Origin of the sequence: Stenotrophomonas sp. ZAC14D1_NAIMI4_1 (assembly GCF_003086775.1) — a bacterium.
Lineage (GTDB): Bacteria > Pseudomonadota > Gammaproteobacteria > Xanthomonadales > Xanthomonadaceae > Stenotrophomonas.
In genome coordinates this window covers 2188684-2212933 of record NZ_CP026001.1, presented here as the reverse complement: position 1 = coordinate 2212933, position 24250 = coordinate 2188684, and the positions used below count along the sequence as shown (strand labels likewise).

General features: G+C 65.7%; 16 protein-coding genes. 4 read left to right on the top strand and 12 right to left on the bottom strand.

All coding sequences use genetic code 11. The annotated features are described in order from the left end of the window. Positions 1 to 29: 29 nt before the first annotated feature. From C1927_RS10285 to C1927_RS10265, 4 genes are all read right to left on the bottom strand, one after another. A complete protein-coding gene (locus C1927_RS10285) occupies positions 30 to 1415 on the bottom strand; it encodes an NAD-dependent succinate-semialdehyde dehydrogenase (RefSeq protein ID WP_108746619.1) in 1386 nt (461 codons plus the stop codon). Positions 1416 to 2230: 815 nt separating this feature from the next. Beyond that, positions 2231 to 3013 carry a helix-turn-helix transcriptional regulator gene (locus C1927_RS10275; RefSeq protein WP_079221759.1) on the bottom strand — a complete coding sequence of 261 codons (783 nt, stop codon included), beginning with the start codon at positions 3011 to 3013 and terminating at the stop codon, positions 2231 to 2233. Between the two features lie 148 nt (positions 3014 to 3161). Next, positions 3162 to 4287, bottom strand: a protein-coding gene (gene prfB / locus C1927_RS10270) for a peptide chain release factor 2 (RefSeq protein WP_108746618.1) whose coding sequence is annotated in 2 segments (ribosomal slippage) — positions 3162 to 4211 and positions 4213 to 4287 — 1125 coding nt in all. Because the reading frame shifts where the segments join, the coding sequence is not laid out codon by codon here. Positions 4288 to 4531: 244 nt separating this feature from the next. After that, positions 4532 to 5770 (bottom strand): hypothetical protein, encoded by a 1239-nt coding sequence (locus C1927_RS10265; RefSeq protein ID WP_108746617.1) that lies wholly within the window; start codon positions 5768 to 5770, stop codon positions 4532 to 4534. A 206-nt stretch (positions 5771 to 5976) separates the two neighbouring features. On the opposite strand from C1927_RS10265, the gene C1927_RS10260 reads away from it, so the two are divergent. Beyond that, entirely contained in the window at positions 5977 to 6717 is a 741-nt protein-coding gene (locus C1927_RS10260; protein WP_079221758.1) for a M48 family metallopeptidase, read from the top strand. A gap of 33 nt (positions 6718 to 6750) precedes the next feature. Here the strand turns inward: C1927_RS10260 and C1927_RS10255 are convergent, their stop codons facing one another. After that, on the bottom strand, positions 6751 to 7662 hold the full coding sequence (locus C1927_RS10255) for a LytTR family DNA-binding domain-containing protein (protein WP_108746616.1): 912 nt from the start codon (positions 7660 to 7662) through the stop codon (positions 6751 to 6753). Between the two features lie 135 nt (positions 7663 to 7797). Between C1927_RS10255 and C1927_RS10250 the strand changes: the two genes are divergently transcribed. From C1927_RS10250 to imm45, 3 genes are read left to right on the top strand one after another with little or no spacing between them, the layout of a single operon-like run. Next, a complete protein-coding gene (locus C1927_RS10250) occupies positions 7798 to 9006 on the top strand; it encodes an acyltransferase family protein (protein WP_108746615.1) in 1209 nt (402 codons plus the stop codon). A 9-nt stretch (positions 9007 to 9015) separates the two neighbouring features. Next, positions 9016 to 9996 carry a phosphatase PAP2 family protein gene (locus C1927_RS10245; RefSeq protein ID WP_108746614.1) on the top strand — a complete coding sequence of 327 codons (981 nt, stop codon included), beginning with the start codon at positions 9016 to 9018 and terminating at the stop codon, positions 9994 to 9996. Then, positions 9993 to 10355, top strand: coding sequence for an Imm45 family immunity protein (gene imm45, locus C1927_RS10240; protein WP_108746613.1), 363 nt, complete (start codon positions 9993 to 9995; stop codon positions 10353 to 10355). The genes C1927_RS10245 and imm45 overlap by 4 nt, the downstream gene beginning before the upstream one ends. A gap of 61 nt (positions 10356 to 10416) precedes the next feature. Here the strand turns inward: imm45 and C1927_RS10235 are convergent, their stop codons facing one another. The 7 genes from C1927_RS10235 to tssI all read right to left on the bottom strand — a co-directional run bounded on the left by C1927_RS10235 (position 10417) and on the right by tssI (position 24178). Further along, positions 10417 to 13326 carry a VIT domain-containing protein gene (locus C1927_RS10235; protein ID WP_108746612.1) on the bottom strand — a complete coding sequence of 970 codons (2910 nt, stop codon included), beginning with the start codon at positions 13324 to 13326 and terminating at the stop codon, positions 10417 to 10419. Between the two features lie 182 nt (positions 13327 to 13508). Continuing rightward, entirely contained in the window at positions 13509 to 14096 is a 588-nt protein-coding gene (locus C1927_RS10230) for a hypothetical protein (RefSeq protein WP_159095341.1), read from the bottom strand. Positions 14097 to 14713: 617 nt separating this feature from the next. Beyond that, positions 14714 to 15556 (bottom strand): hypothetical protein, encoded by an 843-nt coding sequence (locus C1927_RS10225; protein WP_108746610.1) that lies wholly within the window; start codon positions 15554 to 15556, stop codon positions 14714 to 14716. Between the two features lie 11 nt (positions 15557 to 15567). After that, a complete protein-coding gene (locus tag C1927_RS10220) occupies positions 15568 to 20154 on the bottom strand; it encodes an RHS repeat-associated core domain-containing protein (protein ID WP_108746609.1) in 4587 nt (1528 codons plus the stop codon). Positions 20155 to 20173: 19 nt separating this feature from the next. Next, positions 20174 to 20302: a hypothetical protein gene (locus C1927_RS21820; protein ID WP_006441023.1), complete on the bottom strand. Its 129-nt coding sequence runs from the start codon at positions 20300 to 20302 to the stop codon at positions 20174 to 20176. Further along, on the bottom strand, positions 20299 to 21915 hold the full coding sequence (locus C1927_RS10215) for a hypothetical protein (protein ID WP_108746608.1): 1617 nt from the start codon (positions 21913 to 21915) through the stop codon (positions 20299 to 20301). The genes C1927_RS21820 and C1927_RS10215 overlap by 4 nt, the downstream gene beginning before the upstream one ends. A gap of 19 nt (positions 21916 to 21934) precedes the next feature. Then, a complete protein-coding gene (tssI, locus tag C1927_RS10210; protein ID WP_108746607.1) occupies positions 21935 to 24178 on the bottom strand; it encodes a type VI secretion system tip protein TssI/VgrG in 2244 nt (747 codons plus the stop codon). Positions 24179 to 24250 lie beyond the last annotated feature (72 nt).

Here is a 24250-nt window from a genome sequence, read left to right as displayed (position 1 = left end):
ATCGTTGCAGGAAGGATGGGAGCCGAGTGTCAACGCTTGTCGAACCAGACCGTCTGCGCGTTGACGAATTCACGGATGCCGAAGTGCGAAAGCTCGCGGCCGAAGCCGCTCTTCTTCACGCCACCGATCGGCACGCGCGGGTCAGAGGCCGAGAAACCGTTGACGAACACGCCGCCGGTCTGCAGGCGGCGCGCCAGCTGCATGGCCCGTTCACGGTTGCCGGTCCACAGGTTGCCGCTCAGACCGAACTCGCTCTGGTTGGCCAGCTCCACCGCATGATCGGCGTCGCGTGCGCGGGTGATGGAGGCAACCGGCCCGAACGTCTCGGTATCGAAGGCCTGCATACCCGGCTCCACGCCGGCCAGCACGGTCGGCGCGTAGAAGCTGCCCGGGCGGTCCAGCTGGTGACCGCCGACCAGCAGCTGCGCGCCGGCATCGACCGAGGCACGCACCTGCGCATCCAGCTGTTCCAGCAGATCCTGCCGGGCCATCGGGCCGATGCGGTTACCGGCTTCGCGGCCATCACCAATCGTCAGGGCCTGCACCTTCTGGCAGAACTGCGCCACGAAACGGTCGTACACCGCCGCTTCGACGATGATGCGCTTGCCGGCAATGCAGACCTGCCCGGTGTTCTGGAAGCGCGAAGCGACGGCCGCGTCGACGGCAGCATCGAGATCGGCGTCTGCCAGCACGATGAACGGATCAGAGCCGCCCAGTTCCAGCACCACCTTCTTCAGCGCCTGCCCGGCCTGGGCGGCAATGCTGCGGCCCGCGGCCACGCTGCCGGTGAGGGTGACCGCGGCGATGCGGTCATCGGCGATGGCCGCACTGGTGCCTTCGCGGCTGATGTTGGCCGCAATGAAGGTGCCGTCCGGCAGCCCAGCCTCGCGCCAGGCGGCATCGAGCAGCTGCGCGGTGCCGACGATGTTCTCGGCCGGCTTGAGCAGGAAGCCATTGCCGCCCATCAGGATCGGCACGGCCGCCCGCATCACCTGCCAGTACGGGAAATTCCACGGCATGATGCCCAGCACCACACCCAGCGGCAGGTAGGACACGTAGGCCTTGTTGTTGGCCACCTGGGTGGGTTCGTCGCGCAGGAACTGCGCACCGTTTTCGGCGTACCAGTCGCACAGCAGCGCGCATTTTTCGATTTCGGCCAGCGATTCGGCGTGGACCTTGCCCATTTCGGCGGTGGCCAGCGCGGCCAGCGGCTCACGGTCGCGGCGCAGGACGGCCGCCATCGCGCGCAGCACGGCAGCGCGCGCCTCCAGCGGCTGGGTGCTCCAGGCGGCAAAGCCTGCCTGGCCACGCTGCAGGAGGGTTTCAAGTTCAGCGGCGGTGGCGAAGGGATGGCTGGCGATCTCCTGGCCGGTGGCCGGATCGCGGGAGATGGCGGTGGTGGGGGCAGTGGACATGCAGGTCTCCTGTTGTCTCGAGAACGGGCGGGCAGCCCGCCTCCTGCACAGGAATGTGGACCTGTTCGATGGCAGCAACAAGGCGTCTGCTTATCCTGTGACCTGCAGTTACCTGTATAGGGAGGGGGGGTTATGGCAGGGCTGCGCCCTGCACCCGCTCAATGCAACGTCAACGTCAACGTCAACGTCAAATGCGTGCATTCCGTGGGTTGGCGGGGTGGGTCCGGTTGAGGGGGACGCCGTAAACCCATCCATGGGGGCTTGGTCGCGCCATCCATGGCGCTCACACCCCCTCAACCGGACCCACCCCGCCTTCGACGGTTTCTCGCGAGCTGTCGGAACCTGCTGCTGATGGAACCTGCTGCTGATGGTGGGTGCCGACCGTTGGTCGGTACGGGGCCTGACCCGGAATTAATTTCGATATCTGACAGATTTCATCCACGCATGGCGTGGATCTACTGGGACGGCATTCTGCTCTGGTAGGTGCCGACCGTTGGTCGGCACGGTAGATCCACGCCATGCGTGGATGAACCAATTCGATATCCGACAGATGTGCCGACCAACGGTCGGCACCCACCAACAGCCGCAGGAAACTGTCAGAGGTGGGGCGGTGTGGGCTTGCAGGACCGCAGGCGCCATGGATGGCGCCTACGAGCCCCCATGGACGGGTTTACGGCGTGTCCTGCAAGCCCACACCGCCCCGCCATCCCACGGATCGCCCGCTTTGGCTTTGGCTCTGGCTTTGGCTTTGGCTCTGGCTTTTGCTGTTGCACCGAGCAGGTGCAGGGCTGCAAGCCCTGCCGAACACCCCCCACCTACTTCCGCGGCAGGTAGGTCACCAGCGAAAGGTCATGCCGGCTCTCCGGCACCAGCGCCACGTACTGCAGGTCCAACAGGCCGCGCGTGGGGTGCATCAGCTTCTTCGCGCCCTCGTCGAAACGACGGACGTCGTGCTCCGGCCACCACAGGCGGAATGTCTCGCTCTGCGCCGAAATGTCCTCAGCCAGCGCCAGGAACGGCGCCTTGTCCGGCGCCTGCGCCATGGCCGCGCGGAACCCGGCCAGCAGGCCGCGGCTCATCTCTTCCCAGTTGAGGATGCGTTCGCGGTAAGGGGCGTACAGGAACATCAGCCACAGCGTGTTGCGCTGGTTCGGCGGGAACTGGCTGTAATCCACGAACAGATCGGCGATGGCCGCGTTCCAGGCCAGGATGTCGAACCGCGTGTTGCGCACATAGGCCGGAAGCGGCTGCATCGCCTCCACCAGCTGGCGCAGGCCGTCGGTCACGCTCTCGTCCGGCGACTCCAGCGGGACACCGTAACCGGACAGCGCAAAGGCATAGGCGCGTTCGTCATCACTCAGGCGCAGCACCTTGGCCAGGCGCTCCAGCACCTCCGGCGAGGCGCGCACTTCGCGCCCCTGCTCGATCCAGGTGTACCAGCTGACGCTGACCCCGATGGCCAGCGCCACTTCCTCGCGCTTCAGCCCGGGAGTGCGCCGGCGCCCGGCCGGCAGGCCGAGCGTGGCGGGATCGACACGGGCACGGCAGGCTTTCAGGAAGCCGCCAAGTTCCTTGCGTTCACTCTCGCTGCGCATCATCGCTACCGCCGCACTGGTTGTAGCGTCGAGCCATGCTCGACGCATCTGCTAGCCCGCGAAAAGCAGCCAAGCATGGCTTGGCTCTACGGAAAACCGGTTCAACCGCCCTCCGTTGCGGAAGGCGGTGACCTCCACGCAGGCGCGTGGATCAGGCATCGATGCGCTTGGAACCCACCGCCAGGCCGGCCTTCAGGCTGGCCTCGACGAACTCGTCCAGATCGCCGTCGAGCACCTTCTGCGTATCCGAACGCTCGATGCCGGTGCGCAGGTCCTTGATACGGCTCTGGTCGAGCACGTAGTTGCGGATCTGGCTGCCCCAGCCGATGTCGGACTTGGTCGCTTCCACGGCGTCCTTTTCGGCGTTGCGCTTCTGGATCTCCAGCTCGTACAGCTTGGCGGCCAGCATCTTCATCGCGTTGTCGCGGTTCTGGTGCTGGCTGCGGCCGGTCTGGCAGGCCACGACGATGTTGGTCGGGATGTGGGTGATACGCACCGCCGACTCGGTCTTGTTCACGTGCTGGCCACCGGCACCGGACGAGCGGTACACGTCGGTACGCAGGTCGGCCGGGTTGATGGTGATATCGATGTTGTCATCGATCTCCGGCGACACGAACACCGAAGTGAAGCTGGTATGGCGGCGGTTGTCCGAGTCGAACGGCGACTTGCGCACCAGGCGGTGCACGCCGGTCTCGGTCTTCAGCCAGCCATAGGCGTAATCACCTTCCACGCGCAGCGTGGCGGACTTGATGCCGGCGACGTCGCCACCCGACACTTCCATCAGCTCGGTTTTCCAGCCGCGCGATTCGCACCAGCGCAGGTACATGCGCAGCAGGATTTCCGCCCAATCCTGGGCTTCAGTGCCACCGGCACCGGCCTGGATGTCGACGAAGGCCGCCGCATTGTCCATTTCGCCGGAGAACATGCGCTGGAACTCCAGCTTCTCCACGTGGGCCTGGTGCTTGTCCAGATCGGCAACCACGGCCAGGGCGGTATCTTCGTCCTGTTCGGATTCAGCCAGTTCCAGCAGTTCGGTCGCGTCGGTCAGGCCGTCCAGCACCGAGGCGATGCCGCCGACGGTCTTTTCCAGGCTGGAGCGTTCACGGCCCAGGTTCTGCGCGTATTCGGCGTTGTTCCAGACGTCGGGGCTTTCCAGCTCCCGCGTTACTTCTTCAAGACGCTCTTTCTTGGCGTCGTAGTCAAAGATACCCCCTGAGCGACACCACACGATCGGTCAGATCGGTGATGCGCTGGCGGACAGGATTCAATTCGATCATGTCGGCGGTTATGCATTTAAAAGATGACTGCTCAGGATAGCGCCAAATCCTTTGTTCAGCAAGCGCCTACCACACCTTTGCGTCCTCCGCTTCGAGCTCCCTCAGGCGCGGGACGGCGATAACGCCGGCGCCAGCCAGGTCACGGCACGCCAGCGCGCGCAATGGGCGCAGCTTCCCGACCGCTGGCGCACTTGACGGCCACAAGATGGCTTGCGGGACTGCGTCCGTTCACAAGCACCTCTGCTCAGTAGAGCGCTACGAACAACCCGCCGCGCCTACCCAAGCTGAGCTGGCCGACCAGATAATAGGACGCCCCCGGAGCAATGCTCTGCAACTGCAGAAGTGTCCGGGCTTCACTGCCACCGCCAACCAATCCAATAGGCGTACCGTTTGTGGTGAAGCAACGCGCAATGATGATCGAGCCATCTTCCTTCGTCGGTATACCGCAGTCGCGCACTTCGAGTAACACGTCGATGCGATTAGCTTGCAGACGAGGATCTGTCACATCGACTCGCCGCATCCCAACGCTCAGTTCGTGAGCAAAACTGCTGCCGCCATCAACTGCGCCTGCAACAGTCTCCAGCCTTTCCCATACTCCCCCTGCATCGGTGGCCACATTTCCCAACGGAATCGGCCGGGCCCCGTCATTGGAAGATACGCCGGGTGCTGCACCTGCCATCAATTCATTCACCATCTGAAGCACACCAGCACCCGTTATCTGAACAGGCGGGTCGGTAGCCCATTCATATACAGAATCAGGACGGGTAAAAACTCGACCATCGTCGGTAAAGTAGATAGGCCTTACGGTTACAGTTCCGTCCAGTGATGCCCAGGATGGGCGGCGCTCGTCGTAGGCCGACAGCATGAAGATGAAAACCGAAAGCACGTACCAGACAGCCAAAACACCAAGGGAAATCCGCCCTCGCGCACCCATCAGATGCGCGATCAATACGAGAAAAAACAATCCCGAACCACTGACTGCCAGAGTAAGCAGGCCCCAACCAATACGCTCCCCCCAGCCCATCGGGTAGCGTGACTGATGCTCCCGCCAGCGAGGCACCTCCTGCATCACGCGCTCACAGAACGCCCTATCCGATTCGAGCCCTGCCGCGGCGCCCCCCGGATCACCCGTATAGAAATCAATCACACGTTTTTTCGTTGCCGGCACATAGATCGCATCGCAGGAGCGTAGTGCCGAGGTCGTGCCGCCACTTCCAAACTGATGCGTCCTGATTTCATGGATCTCGGCTTTACCGAGGACGCCCTCGCCCTGAATTTTGAAGTACGCACTCAAGCCGATCACCCAGCCACCAACCATCAGCATGGCCGCAACGATCATAACTACGCCAAAGAAGCGGAGCGCCTGCCAACTCTGGTAGTCCCGGTACATCCTTGCGAAGCCGTTCAATTGCGTTTCCTCGACATTCTCTTGCGTCCTTGTCCGTGCGCGGGCAAGCAACATTTTAGGGCCGAGGCGGATCATTCCCCAACTGACACGAAACGCTTGCCAGACCCAAGCCGGCCCGCCATCTTCGCCGAGTCAAGTTGAATGTGCATCCTGGACAGATTCGAGGTGAGGCAATGTGGCAGGTCTGCATAACACACCCCGCCGCACGATCCCGGTAGACTTCCCCACCACCGCGGGAACAGGGGCCACGCGGGCCATCCCAACCAAGGAGCACCATTTCAATGACGATCATCCGTTCCACCCTGTGCCTGGCCGCCTGCCTGCTGGCTGCCAATGCCTCAGCCATCGACCTGAAGGGCCTGTCCAGCACCGGCCTGAAGGCCGGCAAGGCCCTGACCCTGTCCGACGCGGAAGTCTCGGCGGCCGCCGACCAGGCCTGCACCTACATGGACAAGGAAAACCAGGTGGTGTCCGGCAACGATCCGTATGCCCAGCGCCTGGCCAAGATCACCCAGGGCCTGGCCAACGAAGACGGGCTGAACCTCAACTTCAAGGTCTACCGCACCGCCGACGTCAACGCCTGGGCGATGGCCAACGGCTGCGTGCGCGTCTACACCGGCCTGATGGACATGGCCAGCGACGACGAAGTGCGTGGCGTGATCGGCCACGAAATTGGCCATGTGAAGCTCGGTCACAGCAAGACCAAGATGCGCACCGCCCTGCTCGCCTCGGCCGGCCGTGAAGGCCTGGCGGCCTCCGGCAACGGCAACCTGACCCAGCTCAGCCAGGGCCAGCTCGGCGAACTGGCCGAAGGCTTCGTCAACGCGCAGTTCTCGCAGAAGGAAGAGAGCGCGGCCGACGAGTACGGCTACCAGTTCATGAAGCGCCACAACTACGATCCGGCAGCCCTGGCCAGCATGTTCCGCAAGCTGTCCAGCGACGGCGGCCTGATGTCCTCGCACCCGGGTTCGGAAGCCCGCGCCGGGCGCATCGACGCGATGATCAAGAAGGACAAGAAGTAAGCCACGGGCGGGCGGACTTCCGGGTCCGCCCGTTCACACGCCTGCCAGGGCCTGCCGCAGCAGCGGCAACTGTCGCCTGCTGCATGGCACTTTGACGCCATCAGCCATGTGCAGCAGCGCTTCCCCGCCGTCCAGCGGCTCGATCGAGCGCAGCTGGCCCCGGTGGATCAACCAGCTGCGGTGCGGGCGCAGGAACTCCGCCGGGTCCAGCCGCTGCTCCAGCGCCGCCATGGTGATCCGCAACGGGTAGTCGTGACCGCGCACCCGCAGGTTCACGTAGTTCCCGGCCGCCTGAGCGTATTCCACATCGCCGGTGGCCACCAGGAACTCCTTGCCCAGCTTGCGCACCAGGAAATGCTGCGGACGCTCGACCGGCTCCACCGGTGGGCCTTCGTCGGGCGGCGCCAGCAGGTGGGCCTCGCCCTGCCGCTGGCGGCCGAACCAGGCCACCGCGTGCACCGCAATCACCAGCAGGCTGTAAGTCTGCACGTCCTTGAAGAACTCGTAGAACCACTGCGCCGGCCAGGCGCCGTAGGTGTAGTGCTGGCCGGCCAGAGCGAAGGCCACCTTGCGCAGCAGCACCATGGCACTGACGTGCAGCAGCCACCAGGCGATGCCGCCCATCACGTAGAAACCGATCCGGCGCCGCCAGGTGTCGGCATGCAGCGGCCAGCGGCGCGCGGCCGCATGCAGCAACGCCAGCAGGCCCAGGCTGGCCAGCGCACTGCTGAACTCCTCGATCGAGGTCGCCGCCACCGGAAAGGGCTGGCCGTCACGCAACGCCCGCATCCACTGCGCCAGCACGTTGCCCGCCGCGGTGCCCAGGAACAGCAGTGACCAGAACGCGGCGGCAAGCCGAGGCCGCCGCGACCACTGCGGCCTCGCTGCAACAGGGGCGGTCGATGCCGCCGGATCTCCATTTTCCATGCCGCCATTGTTGCCCATCCGGCCGCGTGCGCATCCGCCATTGGTCCCAGCATCCCCACCACTGGCCCCTGCGCGCCCACCACTGCGCCCCATCCGCTGGCGGCCCGGCGCTGGCAGGCGGAGGGTGCAGCTTCCTCCTGAAGGCCGCCCTCCATGCACCGTCGCCATGACCTGGACACCCTGCGCGTCGCCGCCTTCGGGCTGCTGATCCTCTACCACGTCGCCATGGCCTACGTGGCCGGCTGGGATTTCCACCTCAAGAGCGCCTACACCGCCGAGTGGCTGCAATGGCCGATGATCGCGATGAACCGATGGCGCATGCCCCTGCTCTTCGCCATCAGCGGCATCGCGCTGGGCCTGTCCCTGCCCGACCAGGGGCGGCTGCGCCACACCCTGCGTCGCTGCTGGCGCCTGCAGCTGCCCCTGCTGTTCGGCATCGTCGCCGTCGTCTCCCTGCAGGCGTACTGCGAAGCGCTGGACAAGGGCGACGTGGCACCGGGGCTGGTCCGGTTCCTCTGGCGCTACTGGCAGTTCCGGCCCTGGCCCGGCGCGCACTTCAGTGGCGCCGGATACGGCTTCACCTGGAACCACCTCTGGTACCTGGCCTACCTGCTGCCCTACACCGTCCTGGCGGTGGCGCTGGCCAGCCTGCTGCGACCGCTGCGCGGGGTGCTGCCACGCTGGCAGCCGGGCGACCGCCTGCTGGGCAGTCTGCTGCTGGTGCTGCCGGTCGCCTGGCTGGGCTGGGCACTGCTGGTACTGATGCCACGCTGGCCGCCCACCCACGCCCTGTTCAACGACGTCTACGTGCACGCCGAATCGCTGCCCCTGTTCCTCGGCGGCTTCCTCGCGGCACGCTGGCAACGCGGCTGGCATCTGCTGGTGCGCGGGCGCAGACTGACCCTCGGCCTGGCCTTGCTGGGGCTGTGCCTGGAACTGGGCATCCGTGCACTGGCCCGGCTGCCGCATGTGGGCGACCTCGACGCCTGGGTGCTGGCACTGCCATGGGCCCAGACCGAGCGCATCGGCCGCGCCCTTTATACGTGGTGCATGCTGCTGGCCCTGTTCGGCTGGGCGCGGGTGCTGCTGTCCCGCCCCTGGCCCGGCCTGGACTACTGCCGGGAGGCTGTTTTCAGCTGGTACATCCTGCACCAGACCGTGCTGATCGTGCTCCTGTATGCGTTGCGGCCGCTGCAGCTGGGTGCGTGGCTGGAACCTGCGCTGCTTTTGGCCGGCACCGTCGGCGGTTGCCTGCTCATCCACGAGCTGCTGATCCGCCGCGTACGCTGGCTGCGCCCCCTGTTCGGCCTGCGTGCCGATCCGTTATCGTCGGCGCCTGCCCGCGTCGCGACGGCGCATTGAGGACAACGGATGTTCCAGACGCAATGGCACCTGTGGTTGCAGCACACTTTCGACAGCGGCTGGGTTCTGTCGCTGATGCAGTTCATCAGCCTGCTGGGCTACGAGATGGCCTATACCGCGCTGATCCTGGTGTGCGCCTTCGGGGCACGCCTGCGCGCCGGCCTGTGCGTGATGCTGGCGGTCCTGCTGATGGCCTGCGCCACGCATGCGATCAAGCAGAGCGCCGCCCTTCCCCGCCCTACCGATGTGGATGCAGCAGTACTGGACAAGGGCGAGCCATCGCATCCGTTCGTGGTGGATGGCGGAGGCCACACCTTCTGGGCACTGCCGGACGCGCAGGCCACCGCAATGCTGCGGGCACAGCCCGACGCCGACTACGGCTTCAACAGCGGCCATGTCGGCGTGGCGACGGCCGCCTGCGTGGGCCTGCTGCTGGCTTTCGGCATCCGCCGTCGCTGGCTGCGATGGACACTGGCGCTGGGCTGGCCACTGCTGATGGCACTCTCGCGCATGTACCTGGGCCGGCACTTCCTGGCCGACGTACTGGCCGGCTGGTTGATCGGCCTCGGCGTGGCCGTGCTGGCCTGGCAGTTGATGCCAGGGTTGCACGGGAATCGGCGCTGGCAGCTGCCGGTACTGCTGGGCCTCGGCGCGGCCCTGGCCTGGGCCGCGCTGTGGACACCGCTCGTGCCGCTGGGCGAAGCCGCGCGCCTGCTCGCGCTTGGCCTGCTGGTGGCGTGGCTGCAGTGGCGTGGCTGGCCAGCCGATCCGCGCGGCATCGTGCAGCGGGTGCTGCGCGTGCTGGGCGTTGTGCTGGTCTACCTGCTGGCCCGGCCCATCATCGAATGGCTCGCGCAGAGGATTCCGTTGCCGGATGCACCGATCACCGAGTTGCTGTGGCATACCGTCGGCACGCTGCTGATCCTCGGTGGCGGCGTTGCGCTGGCACGGTGGATTCCGCGGCAGCCGAAGCCCGGAGCATCACGATGACCGCGCCCCCTCGCCCCCTGATCCAGCTCACCGACGATGTACTGAGCCATGGAACCGTCTTCCGCTTTCCAGCGGTCTGGCCTTATGAAGCGATGGTCGACCTCATCCTGTTCGACAACCCTGATGAGGCACGACCCCATGGACTGATGGTCAGCACGGGACAGAAAGCCGGACTCATCCTGGTCCTGCTCCCGCCGGAATCCGCGCATCCGCACCTGCGCGGCGTGCGTACCGAATGGCTCGTCGCGCAATGGGCGCACTGGGTCTACCCGGAGTGCCTGGTCGAGCAGGTCCAGGTCCTCCGCCGCTATCCCGCACCGGTTCCGCACCCACCCGCGATGCCGAACGGCACCCGGTAGATCCACGCCCTGCGTGGATCGGCCGTTCCGACGCCGGGCGACAGCCACGCACGGCGTGGCGCTACCGCACCTCGAACTCGCCCACCAACACGGTCTCGGCACGGTCCTTCAGCCGCAGGGTGACTGCCTGGTCTTTCTGCTGCGGCGTGCCCCAGTGGGTGGTCAGGCGCAGCATCAGGGTGGTGGCGCCGGTCACCAGCTGCTGGCGGCTGCCGAAGTAGTTGGCCTCCACCCTGTACTTGCCCGGCTTGGCATCGCGCAGCGAGAACTGCTCGGGACCATAGCCGCCGGTGAAGTCCTGCGACATCTGCCCGCCCTGGTAGGTCAGGCGGTTGCCGTAGTAGGCGCGCTCGCCGTTGGGGTCGGTCACCCACAGGTCCATGTCACTGTTGTCGGCATCCCAGGCCAGCACCACCCGCAGGTCCAGCGGCATGGCCTGCAGCAGGCGCGGGTCGATGCCCCGGGTGTCCAGCTTCGGCCGGCTGCGCGATACCAGGTTGGTCAGTTCATCCAGCGCGATCAGGGCGATCCCATCGAAGCGGCCATCCCACGGGCGTACGACAACCTGGTACAGCGGTTCCAGCGCCTGCTGCGGCTTGCCGGCCGCCGCCAGCGCCAGGCCCAGATCACGGAAGCTCTGCGGCTCCTCCTGCCCCATCGCCAGAACCTGCTCGAACACCGGCACCGCCAGTGCCGGCGCGTCGGCCTGCAGCAACCGGTAGCCGAGTACGCGCAGCAGGTGGCGGTTGTCCAGGTCCATCTCGGCCAGGTTGGAAAGCACCCGCAGGGCCAGCTCACGCTGGTTCTGCTGCAGCAGCAGGTCTGCCACGTCCAGGAAGAAGGCGCTGCTGTCGGCATGCGCGGCACGCTCGGCCAGGTAGCGGTCGTACAGCTGGGCGGGCGGGCCCTGCCGCAGGCGCCGGGCCACCGGCGAGTCCGGCTGCCACGCTGCCAACTGGATGCCGAGCTGGCCGCCGTTGGCGGGCGACGCTGCTGCCTCGGCAGCCGATGCACTCGCACCCGTGGCATCCAGTGATGCGGCCTCCGCCGACGGGGCCTGCCGGCGCGCGCGCGCGGGCTCCATCCGCGACTCGGCAGCCATCATCGGCGCGGGCGGCGGCGGTGCCGCGGGTGCTGGCGCGGCAAGCAGCGCCATCGGCGCACTGGCCGCCGTATCGTTGGACAGGATCTCCTTGACCGCAGACGGCGGCGCCTGCTTCGGCCAGCTGCGGTTCCACCACTGCTGGCGCTCCTTCCACTGCGCGGCAACCTTGTCGAGGCGGCGGCGATCCTCGGCCGCACGATCGGCGACCTGGCGGGCATATCCACGGTCATAGTCGGCGCGCAGCGCGCCGGCGGGGCGGATCGCATAGCGCAGGTAGTCCTGCAGCGTCTCCAGAACGATCAGTGACGTGTCCGGCCCGACCATGCCGAACTGCTGGGACAGACGGTGCATTGCCTCGCGGTTGCTGCGCCGGTCCACCGCCAACTGCTGCAGGCGCGCCTGCGCCCACAGCCCGGCCAGCAGATCACCGTCGTCACTGTGGTGGGTGGGCGGCAGCGCCTGCCACTCACCACCGGCAACGCGTACGCGCATCGGCACGCCATCGGCGGCCAGGCGCGCATGCAGCCACACCCAGCCCTGCGCTTCACTGCGGCGATCGATCACCACATCCTGTACGCCACGCCCGGCGTCGATCTGGAGGTCCAGCGGTGCGGACAGCAATTCGCGGGTGGCGGCATCCACGTCCGTACCCACGGGCACGAAACGCCCACCATGCGCCTCGCTCCAGCCGCGCAGGCGGGTGGTGTCGGTGCGGGCGCCAGCGCTGCTGATTGCGAACAGGCGCTGATCCGCCGCCAGAGCCGGCAGCGTCTCCGGCCCGTAGGTCAGCAGGCCATCGCTGAGCAGCAGATATTCCTTTACGGTCGGCTGCGGCTGCCATCCGGCCAGCGCACTGGCGCCATCCGGGCAAACCGCCTGCAGTGCAGCGCGCAGCGCACTCCAGTTGCCACCCTGGATGCGGAAGCGACGCACCGGCTCGGCACGGTCGCGCAGCACGGTCAGCGCGACCGTGCCATTGCCCATTGCAGCGAAGTACCGATCCAGCAATGCGAACTCGCGCGTGCGGTCGCGCTGTCCGGACGATCCCGAACCGTCCCACAGCACGCCAACCTCGCCTGGCACGGTGCGCGGCGCGCGGCCTACCGGCACCGGCAGCTGCGCCAGCAGGTAGTGGCCCTCCTCCCACTTTGCCACCTGCACGTCTGCCCGGCGTGCTGCGGGCAGGTTCCATTGAAGCTGCGCCGGCAACTGCGCCCCGTTGCCCCGCCACTGCAACCGCCCTGCGTCGATGCGGAACGGGGCGGTTCCTGCAGTGACTTCGCCCGGCGCCTGCAGCTTCAGCTCAACCGAGGCGGCGCTGGCCGCGAACTGCAACGGCAGCGTCCACCGCCAGCCTTGGTTGGAGAAGGCCAGCGGCTCACGCAGCACGAGCTGCACGCGACGACTGCCACCTGCCGGCAAAGGATAGATGCGCAGGCGGAACTGGTTGCCGGCTGTCTGCTCCAGCAGACCCGGGTCAACACCGCGACGGGCGATCTCCTCGAAGACCTGGCGACCACGATCCTTGGGTACGGGCACCGCATCGCGCAGCTCACCATTGATGTCCAATGCAAAGCCGCTGATCTGCTGGCCGTCGGCCAACGGGAACTGCAGCTCGCCTTCCATCGCGCGCCGGTTCGGGTTGTGGAACTGCAGGGTGATGCGGGTCTGGGCGATGCCGGCGCGGACCTCACCCTCGATGCTGGCCTGGCGCAGCTCAATGGCCTGTTCGGCACCCGCAACCTGCAGCAGGGGGGCTGGAGCAAGCGGCCGGACGGCGGGGCGAGGCTGTGCGTAGGCAGACCCGGCCAGGGTGCCGAGCAACAGGGCCAGCACGCAGGGGGCGCGGCGGAGGACGAGGGGCATTGGACGGCTCCAGCGGGAGGATGGATGGTTCAACGCCTGGGTGGGGGGAATGGGGTTGCTGGGGAGACAGCCGGCGCGCATGCCCCTTTCCAGGACCGCCGCCTGCCTTGACCTGATTCAGAATCGCCTCCCGTCCAGTCATCCTTGTAGCCCCATGCGACGCTCCCCTGCGTCGCGCAACATCAGATCTGGCCGTCTTCCAGCTGCTCCAGCACAACAGACCACCACGCGCCTTCCGCGAGTGCAGCAGGGTCAAGCGTAGTCCATTCCGCCGCCATCGTGCTGATTGCAACATCACGATTGAACCGTTGCTCTGTCGGACGCGCTTGGAACTCGCCTCGCCTGAAGGCCTCAAGCCTGGCCTGCATCTCTGACTGGGAGTAGACAACGGGACCGGAACTACCTGACCTGGCCTGCTCCTGAAATGCCTCATACAACGCCAGAAACCCGAGGAAGCTGGACAAGCGACCATTGACGAACTTACGTATGCCATCACCCGCCGCAATCACCTTCCCGCCTGCTGATAGGCAGAGCAGAAGTTCCCGTCCCCATGGTTCATGCGCAACGACGAGAAGCTCATCCCCGTCGAAATTGACTCTCCGCGGCGCCTCGAACTGCAACAGGGGGACTTCGCCTGGCAGTTTTGAAGGCAACCCGAGGCGCAACATCAGCTCGCTTGACAAAGGATCAAGCCCAAAGTCGTTCAATACTTTGGCACTTACCTCCAGAGAATCCGCATCGTAGATGCGAGGGAAGGAATTTCCAGTCACGTCCAGACCTCACAGGCAGGATAACGCTGTCCGATAGATGAATGAACCATGCGTCGGATGAAGCTCTCGATTCGATCACCAATCAGATGGGCAGTCATCATCTACCCGCAGCTTCCCGCAATTCGTCGACCACTTCAGTGAAGAACGCCAAGATGGGCTGAGGTAGGGAGAGCATCCTTCCCACGGTGACTCCGTCATCACAATCGATGCGAAGCTCGGTGCCATTAATTGCCAGGGAGGTGATCCGCGCCTGATATCGGGGACTCGGGATGACGACATGAAGCCCTTCGCCTTTACGAACAATGCGCAGCGACCTGGGAGCAACCCCTTCGAACACGCGGGTGATGTAGCACGTTCTTATCAGACCGTTCTCGCAGGCCACATCAATTCTGTCATCGTTCTCGCCTGTAGCCAGACCCGAATCCTTCAGCGCATGCACAGACTGAAAGATGAGCCTGCTCCAGCAGGCCCGAATCGACGCCGCGATGAGCGATTTCCTCGAACACCCGGCTTCCGCGGCCCTTGGGCACCGGTACCGCCTCGCACAAGCCGCCTGCTGGTGCGCAGCGACACGGGTTCACTTGGCTCAGCAGACCGGCATCGCACATGGAACGTGGCTAGGTCGTCGCTCCGATGGTGCGCTTCTGAAGCGATTCGATCTTTGCCTGTACTCTCTCCAGACCAACCTTTCCGCAACCCACGAGCGTCAACTCACGAAGCGCCGAAAGATCATTGATGACCTCGATGTTGGCAATCTTCTTGCAGTACTGGATATCCAGTTTCTGAAGCTGCTCAAGTCCAACCAGTGCACGGATGTCCGTCAGCGAGCTCAGATTCTTCAGCCACACCGACGTCAACGCGGCAAGTGTCTCGATGCCATCGAGGCTTTTCAGCTTCGTGCCACCCAACAGCCCCAGGCGTTCAAGGCCACCAGCCGATGCAGACAGGACGCTGAAGATCTCACCATCCACGGGGACATTCAGAATGTTCAGTTCTTCCAGAGGCAGGGTCAGGGCCTGCTTGAGATTCTTCAGTGACTTGTCTGGATAGAGCGAAAGTACTTTCAACGCGGGGAAGCTCGATGCGTCGAAGCGCACCGGCACGTCGACATACAGCGTCTTGAGATTGGGCAGCACAACGCTCGTCCAGGCCAACGTCCCCGTGCCAAGATGGATGCTCAATGCCTCGATGCTCTCAGGCAGAAGTCCTTCCTCGAGCGCATCCATGATCGACGGGGCGATTGATCCCGGCCCGATGCTGAGCGTCTTGAGACCTCGCATTTCCTTGAGGATCTCTGGGAGCGCTTCGAGCTTGTCGCCGGGAGGTGACCAGAGGTGAACCTGCTCGATTCGGGCAAGCCTCTCAGTGTTGAAAGGCGCGTTAAAGAACACCAGCTCAGCACCAGGGGTCGGGAATGCGGCTTCGTGTCTGCTATGCATCAAAACAACTTTACTATTCATATTCTCTTCTTTCAGCAGGCGTTTCTCGCCGCAGAAACAGCGGCCCTTGAAGCAGGCGTGCTCACTGTACCAGCCCCGCGGCTTGCTCCATGCCGCAGCGCATCCCCGGCAAATTCATCCACCCGGGTCACCCGGGCGGCGCGGATCTGATTCAGTGATCCGCCCTCCTTGGGCACGTTGTCTGCTGCGTCCATAATTCCCTGTTCGTAACCCCGCAGCACGTGATTTGTCATGCGCGTGTCACCGGCCGCGCTTCCTAGATCAACAGGATACGTCGTGATCGTAACATCAGGATTGTTCAGCAGATCTTTCGCTGGATGATTGGCATCAGAGATTCGATCCCTGATGTTCACACCGCTGCCGGTGTAATACTCACCGCCAAGTTCGATGTGATAGATGCCTGGCGTGGATGGAACGGCATCCGCAACCTCATCCAGGATCAATCCCCATGGATCAATCCAGCGATGCGGATTCAAGGGATATGCGTAGGTATTGACTCCACCGCGGAGGCGTATCGGATCCTGCCCGATGTATGCACCGAGCGTGGAATCGTAGTATCTGTATCGATTGTAGCTGAGGCCGGTTTCCACGTCCTCATACTGGCCGGGCAGCCTGAGCTGATTCGCGAGCAGCGCGAGGCGGGGCTCTCCTGCACCCCACGGACTGAGGTCTGCGCACCACACTGCGGATCCATTGCTATCCAGCAACCGCGACGGGCATCCGTTCACGTGGTTGACATACAGGTGCACGCGGGAGGCCGGATATGCGGCGGACTTTGCGACGTCATGGGCCGGGTCGTCCGATCCCGGATGCGCATCTGTCGCTGCGGAAGAAGGCGTCGGCCGCCCGTGATTCGTCGAAGAGGTCGACCGAGCTTCTTCCCCGGACAAACCAGATCCCCCGGAACGAGCTGCCCCCGGCGTGGACTGCGACAGTGTCGCAGTACCCAGCCCCAGACTGGCGCTACCGAGCACCCCAAGGCCTCGCCCACCGCCGAGGCTGCGGTGACTGGACATACTGCTGACATCCGCTGACCTAACAGGGCCTTCTTGCTGCGCAGGTTGTCTCGGATGAGCCAGGCGAGGATCCGTTGCTGCTGATGGAACAGTCTGGCATTCCTGTGCGCCGGCAGAGGATGCGCTGACCAACGCCAACGGCACAAACGTCCCCGGGTAGTACACATACTCCCGCACCCGCTCATGCAGCTTTTCCAACCGCCGCTGCCGACGCCTCACCTCCACCAGGCTCGCCACATTACCCACCCAGACCGGCGCCGCCTCTTCAGCATCGTTCGCCTGCTGCACCTCACCCAGCAACGCATCTCCATCCCAGAAGAACCACGTCGTCTGCGTCGGGTTGCGCTTGAACACCCGCCGTCCCAACGGGTCATAGCCGTAGTACGTGGACTGCCCGTTGCGGCGACTCTCGGCCAACCGATGGTTGGCATCCCAGATCAGCGTCAGGTCATCCGGCGCATCCCCATGCGGCACGCCCTTGCGAACCAAGTCGCCTGCCCGGTCAAACACGTAGTGCATGCCCTGGTAGGAGCCTTCGCGCGTCCAGGTGGTCAGGTCGTCATCGTCGCCGCCCACCACCTTGCGCGCCTGCACCTGCTTCACCTCGGTGCGCAGCCGGTCGCCCGCCGGGTCGTTGAAGTAGCGCTCCACCTTCCCCTTGGGGTCGATGTGCTGCAACAGGCGCCCGATCGCGTCGTAGCGGTACTCGTCCACGCCCTGTGCGCTGTCGCTGCGCCGGGTCAGGTTGCCACTGCGGTCGTAGTCATAACGCGTTTCGAACAGCGGCGCGGCATCCTTCAGTACCGACTGCGAGGTCAGCAGGTTGCGGCTGTCATAGGTGAAGTCGCGCTGTAGATGCGGACTCAGCTGCTCGCGCGTCGTGCGGCCCAACGCGTCGCGCTCAATGGAGATCGGCGACTCGTCATTGATCGCCACCGACACCGTCTGGTCCCGCAGGTCGTACCCAAACGCGACGCGATTTCCCGCCGAGGTCTCGCGCAATACGCGGTTGCCGACCGCGTCGTAGCCATAGCCCACGCGGAAGCCATCCTGCAGATCTTCCAGCAGCTGGCCCAGCGGGTCATAACGGCGCTTGACCGTGCGCGCCGGATTGCGCAGCTCGACAATCTGCCCCTGCACGTCGTAGACAAAGTGTTCCTGCACCTGCTGGCCAGGATGGCGCACATCCGGCAGCGTCTTGCGGGTGATGCGCCCAAGCTTGTCGGTGGTAAAGGCGATACGCTGGCCCAGTGGATCCAGGGTCGCCGTCAGCCGCCCGGCAGCATCGTAGCTGTAACGCCGTGATTGCCCCCAGTAGTCCACTTCCTCGACGATGCGGCCCAGCGCATCGCGTACAAGCTGGTAGGTCTCGCCGCGCTGGTTGACGACCGCGATGAGCTGTTCTTCGGTGTCATAGCGGTACTCAACGCTGTGGCCATCGGCCTGCAGGCGCTTGCCGATCTGTCCGATGCCCACGTACTGCAGCCGCGTCTGCGCGCCCACTTCATCGGTGTAGCGGACCAGCTGATCTTCGGCATCGTACTCGCAGCGCACACCGGCGCCATCGGGGCCAGCGGTGGTCAGCAGGCGTCCCTTGGCGTCGTACTCGTAGCGGCTGGCCTGTCCCAACGGATCCACCTGGCGCAGCAGGTTGCCGAGCGGATCGTGCTCGAAGCGGCTCTCATGGCCGAGCGCATCAATGACGGCAGCCACCAGCCCATGACGGTCATAGCGCAGGCGTGTGACCGCCTGGCGCGCGTTGGTCTGCGACTCCAACTGGCCCCGTGCGTCGTACTCGAAGCGTGTGGTTGCACCCAGTGGATCGGTCTGGCTGACCAGCAGGCCCCGGCCATCGTACGCCTGTTGCCAATCGACACCATCCGGCGTCCGCAGCGACACCATATGGTCGTCCAGGTCGTATTCCATCTGGATCGACGTGCCATCGGCGCGCGTCAGGCACACCAGGTTGCCCTGCGCATCATAGGCAAACGCCGTACGCAGCCCCTCCGGATCGGTCACCGCCACGGTCCGACCGAAATCGTCGTACTCGAACAGCGTCACGCCATCGAGCGGATCGATCTCGCACAGGGGCAGCTGGTTCTCGTCGAACTTGACCACGCTCAGGTGGCCCAGCGAGTCGGTCACCCGGGTCTCGCGCAGCAGCGCGTCGTACTCGAAGTGGTAGTCGTACAGGCCGCCATCGCCCCACGAGTGCACTACCCTGCCCTGCGGGTCGAACGTGTAGTGGAATGACAGGCCGACGCGGTCGGTGTGCCGCACCAGGCGATGCTGTTCGTACGCGAAGGTGCGCGGCGCACCCAGCGCATCGACAGCCGCCAACAGATCACCCTCGCCACTGTAGCGGTAGCTCACCAGCGGATGCACCAGGCCGGTGGCCGGGTCATGCAGCGCCATCCGGTCGATGCGGCCGTGGCGTGCTTCCACCTCGATGAAGCGCCCTTGGAGGTCGCCGACGCCACTTTCGACAATGCGCACCAGATGGCCGTCGCGGCGCTCGAACCGCCAGTGGTTGCCGTGGGCATCCTCGATGCGCTCGATCGGCCACGACTGCGGATTCGGCAGCGCGCTGACGCCTGTCGGCAGTTCGCCGCCGAACACATACTTCAGGCCGCTCTTGAAGCGCACCTGCCATTGCCCGCGCCGCCGCAGCAGGCGCGCACCGTCGACGAAATCGAGGATCGCCCCGGCCTCGCCGTCGGCCGGTGGCAGCTCGGGGAAGAACGCGGCCTGGTCCGGGCCGGACAGCCACACGCTGCCGTCGTCCAGCAGTTCCAGGCGGATATCGGCCGGCGTCTGCCAGCCGGCGCCGCACATACCCGGCTCACCCGCCCGGCGCGAGCCGTAGCTGCGCTGCCAGGCGAAGGACAGCCGCCCGGGAATGTCGAAGTCCTGGTGGCTGACCACCACGCTGCCATCGCGGATATCCACCGGCTCGGCACGCAGCACCTTGCACTTGAGGAAGCTCGAGGGCAGATGGCCCCATTTGCCACGCCGCCAGTTGGCAAAGGCATCCATCTTCTTGCGGAAGAAGGCGCTCTTGCGCAGCTTGCCCAGCCCGGCAAACGCGGCGCGGAACGCCAACGCGGTCCAGGACACCGTGGGCGGCCCGCCGATGGTGACGCTGGTGGGGATGGCCACGTTCAGGCCGGTGGGCAGCGACATCGCGCGCAGCGGCTTCTTCGGCTTCTTCACCCGGAACGGGTTGATCATGCCGGCCAGGTTGCAGTCCAGCACCGGCATGGCCAGGCGCGAGAACGGCTCGCCATCGGCCGACACCGTGCGGCTGCCCATGAAGATCTCTTCGCCGTCGAACTGCGGCCCCATCGGCGCAGCCAGCGGCGGCCCCCACACGCCCAGCGGAATGTGGATGTCCAGGCCACCGGTACCGGCAGTGCCGCGGTGCACGCCATTGACCTTGATGGTCGACCCGATGAACGGGATGTAGTCGAACGGATCCAGCACCAGGCCGATGTGCGGCGTCGGCAGCGGGCACGGCGGCACCGCGTACATGTGGATGTCGATGCCCAGCTGCGGATCGAAATGCTTGGCGGCGATGCTCACGGCAACACTCCTTGTTGCTTTACAAGGCGCGGAACAACGCGCGCAGGAACGCCTTTACTTCGTCACGGTACTCGGCGCTGATCCAGGTCACGACGATGATGCCCAGCACGATGGCCACCAGCATCACCACGGTCTTGTTCGACTTCATGCAACAGCAACTCCTGTAACGGTCGTTCCGGCGGGTGCGGCCACGGGCGGCTGCAGCAGGCCCGACGGGTCGGGCAGCGGCTGCATCGCCGGCGGCTCGCTCCACACCGGAATGTCATGGTCGAGCGGGTGCTCGATGGCTGGCAGGCCATTCCAGCCCGGGTCGAGGAAATCGCGACCGACAGCCACGATCTTGCGGAAAAACTCATCGCCGCCCTGGATCAGGCGCTCGCGCTCCTGCTGGGCACGGTGGAAACCACGCTCCAGCGTTGCATCCAGCTCGGCGTCGATCGCGTCCAGCGCCGGGCGTGGCGGCTGCGGCCCGAGCGCACGCCCCTGCGCGTCGGCCTTTTCCAGCAGGCCGGTACTGGCCTGCAGGTAGTCAGCGGCCACCTGCTGCAGTGATTCGCAGCGGCGCACATCCTGCAGCTGCAGCAGGTCCCACAGCGCCTGCGGCAGCGTCGTGGCCTTGCGGTCGGCCGGTGTCAGTGGCTTGGCGATGCGGATGGCCTCCAGCAACTGGGTGCGTGCGGCCTCGCGCTGGCCCGCCTGCAACTGGCACCACCCGGCCATGCGCTGGCCTTCCAGCGCGAACATCGGGTGCGGAATGCTCGCCGCCGACGTCGAGGCCTGCAGGTAGGTCTGTGCGGCGCGCTCGGGCTGCTTGGCGGCCAGCCAGCAGCCGGCCTCGCCGAACCAGCTCTGCATCACCAGTTCCGGTGCAGCCGGGTTGCCGCTCATGCGCGCGCCCTCGGCCGCGCTTCGCGCCTGCCGGTAACTGTTGATCGCCTGCCCGTGGTCGCCATGCTTCAGCCACGCGCCGGCCACCATCATCTGCACCACCGACTGCTGGTCCTGCCAGCCATGCCGCTGCGCCAGCCCCTGGGCGCGCCCGGCGCGGGCAACGACCTGCGAGGGGCTGCCGCGCTCAAGCAGCAGCATCAGGTCTGCCAGCAGCTGCCGGTACAGCACTTCCGGGCCACGGCCGCCGGACTGCGCCGCGGTGTCGCGGGCGATGCCGAACATGTCGACCGGGGCGCTGACCACACGCGCCAGCGCGCCGTGACGGTCCAGCAGCGACTGCCAACGCGGATCTTCTTCGGTATCCACCAGCACCAGGCGCAGGCGCGCACCAGGACCGGCGGCCAGCGCCGCGTCCACCCAGCGTTCGAAGCCCTCGCCCGGCACGCAGCGCTCCGGCTCAAACACCGCCGCCAGCAGGCGCAGGTGCTCGCCGTGGTGGTCGATGAAACTCTCCAGCACCTGCACCACGCCGTGCGCGCTGTCCGGGTGCGCCTCGTGCGGGCCCCGCCACCCAAGCGGCACCTGCTGCGAACGCAGATCGTCCTGGCTGGCCAGATAGCGATCCAGCAGATCCTGCTTGACCTGGCGGCTGTAGCGGAAGCCCAGTTCATAGGCGGTATCGATGCGCAGGAAGTAATCCGGCGTATCGCGACCCGCGTCGTTGCGCTGCATTTCGAAGAACGCGGCCAGCAAGCGGCTGGCGGCGGCCGGCAGGCGCCAGACCAGCAGCCGCCGGCTGCTGTCGGCGCTTGCATCCAGCCAGGCATCGCGCAGTGCGTTCAGGCCACGCAGCATGGGGGTGTCCTGCATCGTGCTTCTCCCTTGCGGCTCAGCAGTTGAGCTTGATCTCGCTGCCGTTGACCGAAACACCACCGGCGTCGATCACCACCTCCGAACCACCGGCGGTGATCTTGATCGCGCTGTCGGTGATCTCGATGACCGAGCCGCCGACCTTGCTGGTGAGCTTGACCGCCGACTCCAGGCTCATCGCCCCGTCCGAGCCCTGGCTGTGGGTGCCGGTGGCATCCTGGCTGAAGTTGCCGGTGACATCGATGACGCGCTCGCCGACGTTGCTGTCGTCGACCTTGCCCTGCACCTTGCGCTTGTCCTGCCCGGTGATCGTCACTTCCCGGGCGGCCTGCAGGGTCTCGGTGACCAGCCCACCCACGGTGCGGCTGGAGGTGGATGTCACGGTTTCGGCCCAGGTGCCGGTGCGCTGGCTGGTGTAGTTGCCGGTCAGCGTGGTCTTGAAATCACCGGTGATGGTTTCGGTGTAGCCGGCGGCCACGATCGTCTTGGTTTCGCCCGCTTCGTATTTTTCGGTGACCGCACCGGTGACATTGGTGGTACGGGTGCCGGTGACGCCGAGCGTATCGGTACCGGTAATGGTGATGCCGCGGTTGCCGCCGACACTGATGTCCTGGTTGGCGCCAACGCCCATGGTGTGGTTCACCGCCACCGTGGTCGACTTGTTGTTCTTGATGCTGGCGTTCTGGTCGTTGAGCACGGTGGTGACCATGTCACGCTGGGCGCGCATGTTCAGCAGCTCGCCGCCGGCGCCATCGTGCATGGTGATTTCATTCCAGCCTGCGCCCTTGACGGTCTTCGACTTCAGGCCGCTGACCTCCATGCCGAACGGCGGCATGTTGTCTTCGTTGTAGACGCGCCCGGTGATGATCGGCCGATCCGGATCACCGTCGAGGAAATCGACGATCACTTCCTGGCCCACGCGCGGCGGCGAGACGCCACCCATGTCGGCGCCGGCCCAGGGGCTGGCGCTGCGGATCCAGCACGAGGCATTCTCGCGACGGTCCAGCTGGCGGTCCCAGTGGAACTGCACCTTTACCCGGCCATAGCGGTCGGCGTGCAGCTCCTCGCCCGGCGGGCCGACCACCGTGGCGGTCTGCGGGCCCGGCATGCGCGGCCAGGGGGTGAGCCGCAGCGGGCGGTACGGGATGCGCCGGCGCAGCACTTCGGCCTGCACTTCCACGCTGGGCGCTTCGGCACTGCCGAAATCGGCGGCAAAATTGTTGTGGCCTTCGCGCTGCACGCTGACCACGAAGAAGCTGCGATCGGTGTCGTCGCGGCCGATGAAGTCCGGATGGCGCTCCAGGTCGAAGCACCCGCCGGCCTCCATCTCGCCGGCATTGCCCGCGCACTCGAACAGCTTGGTCGGCCAGGTCACTTCTTCGTTGCGCACGGCGGCCAGCGCCGTGCCGATACGGCTGTTCATGAAGCGCGCTGCACCGTCGTAACGGTACTGCTCCAACGGCGGCAGCAGGCCCATCGGCACCTGGTTGCCCTGGTTGCCATCCAGTCGTTCGCCCGGCTGCTTGAAATCGAAGCTGCGCAGGGTCTGCACGCTCGGGCCGACCCGGCGCCGCGCGCCCCAGCGATGCAGGCCGGTGCTGGCCAGGGTGCCCTGGTCGGAAACGTAGGCGATCGGCTGCGGCTCGCCGTGGGCAGTGCTCAACGTCGAATCGTCGCTGATCACCATCTCGTGGCCTTCGTCGTCGTGGACGAAGCTGTAGTACAGGCCCGCGTCTTCCAGCAGGCGGCTGACGAAGGCGAAGTCCGATTCGTTGTACTGCACGCAGTACGGCAGCGGCGCAAGCTTGCCGGGGTTGAGGTCGTAGCGGTACCGCGCCAGCTGCGCATAGCCCTCGAAGACTTCCTCGATGATCTGCAACGCGGTGCGATCCTGGAAGATGCGGCAGTTGCAGGTGTAGTCGAGGAAGGCGAACCACGGCGCCAGTTCGGCGCGGTAGGCGCTGAACTGTGCCTGCTGCCCGGTGCTGGCGAACTCGCGCACATACCCATGCACGCTGCGGTCGCCGAATTCATCGCCCAGCTGCAGGCGCAGCGGCTGACCGACCAGTTGCTTCAGCTCCAGCCGCGGCTGGATGGAAAGCAGGTCGATGCGGTAGGTGAACGGGCTGGAGACCGAGGCGATGCCATCGAAGCGCTTGACCAGGAAGGTATCCGGGTCCAAAGCGGTTTCGACGCGGATCAGGCGTCGGTCCTGGTGCAGGCGCTGCAGTGCGGCGCCAGGGAGCAGTGATTCGGCGTACATCGGGCGTTCCGTCGTCCCATGTTGGTCGTGGCCTGACTGTGCCATCCAGACGTGACGGGCGCCAGCTTTTTG

Coding starts and splice junctions, on each gene's coding strand:
- C1927_RS10285 (WP_108746619.1), bottom strand. CDS start 1,415: ATGTCCACTGCCCCCACCACCGCCATCTCCCGCGATCCGGCCACCGGC.
- C1927_RS10275 (WP_079221759.1), bottom strand. CDS start 3,013: ATGATGCGCAGCGAGAGTGAACGCAAGGAACTTGGCGGCTTCCTGAAA.
- C1927_RS10265 (WP_108746617.1), bottom strand. CDS start 5,770: ATGATCCGCCTCGGCCCTAAAATGTTGCTTGCCCGCGCACGGACAAGG.
- C1927_RS10260 (WP_079221758.1), top strand. CDS start 5,977: ATGACGATCATCCGTTCCACCCTGTGCCTGGCCGCCTGCCTGCTGGCT.
- C1927_RS10255 (WP_108746616.1), bottom strand. CDS start 7,662: ATGGGCAACAATGGCGGCATGGAAAATGGAGATCCGGCGGCATCGACC.
- C1927_RS10250 (WP_108746615.1), top strand. CDS start 7,798: ATGCACCGTCGCCATGACCTGGACACCCTGCGCGTCGCCGCCTTCGGG.
- C1927_RS10245 (WP_108746614.1), top strand. CDS start 9,016: ATGTTCCAGACGCAATGGCACCTGTGGTTGCAGCACACTTTCGACAGC.
- imm45 (WP_108746613.1), top strand. CDS start 9,993: ATGACCGCGCCCCCTCGCCCCCTGATCCAGCTCACCGACGATGTACTG.
- C1927_RS10235 (WP_108746612.1), bottom strand. CDS start 13,326: ATGCCCCTCGTCCTCCGCCGCGCCCCCTGCGTGCTGGCCCTGTTGCTC.
- C1927_RS10225 (WP_108746610.1), bottom strand. CDS start 15,556: ATGAATAGTAAAGTTGTTTTGATGCATAGCAGACACGAAGCCGCATTC.
- C1927_RS21820 (WP_006441023.1), bottom strand. CDS start 20,302: ATGAAGTCGAACAAGACCGTGGTGATGCTGGTGGCCATCGTGCTGGGC.
- C1927_RS10215 (WP_108746608.1), bottom strand. CDS start 21,915: ATGCAGGACACCCCCATGCTGCGTGGCCTGAACGCACTGCGCGATGCC.
- tssI (WP_108746607.1), bottom strand. CDS start 24,178: ATGTACGCCGAATCACTGCTCCCTGGCGCCGCACTGCAGCGCCTGCAC.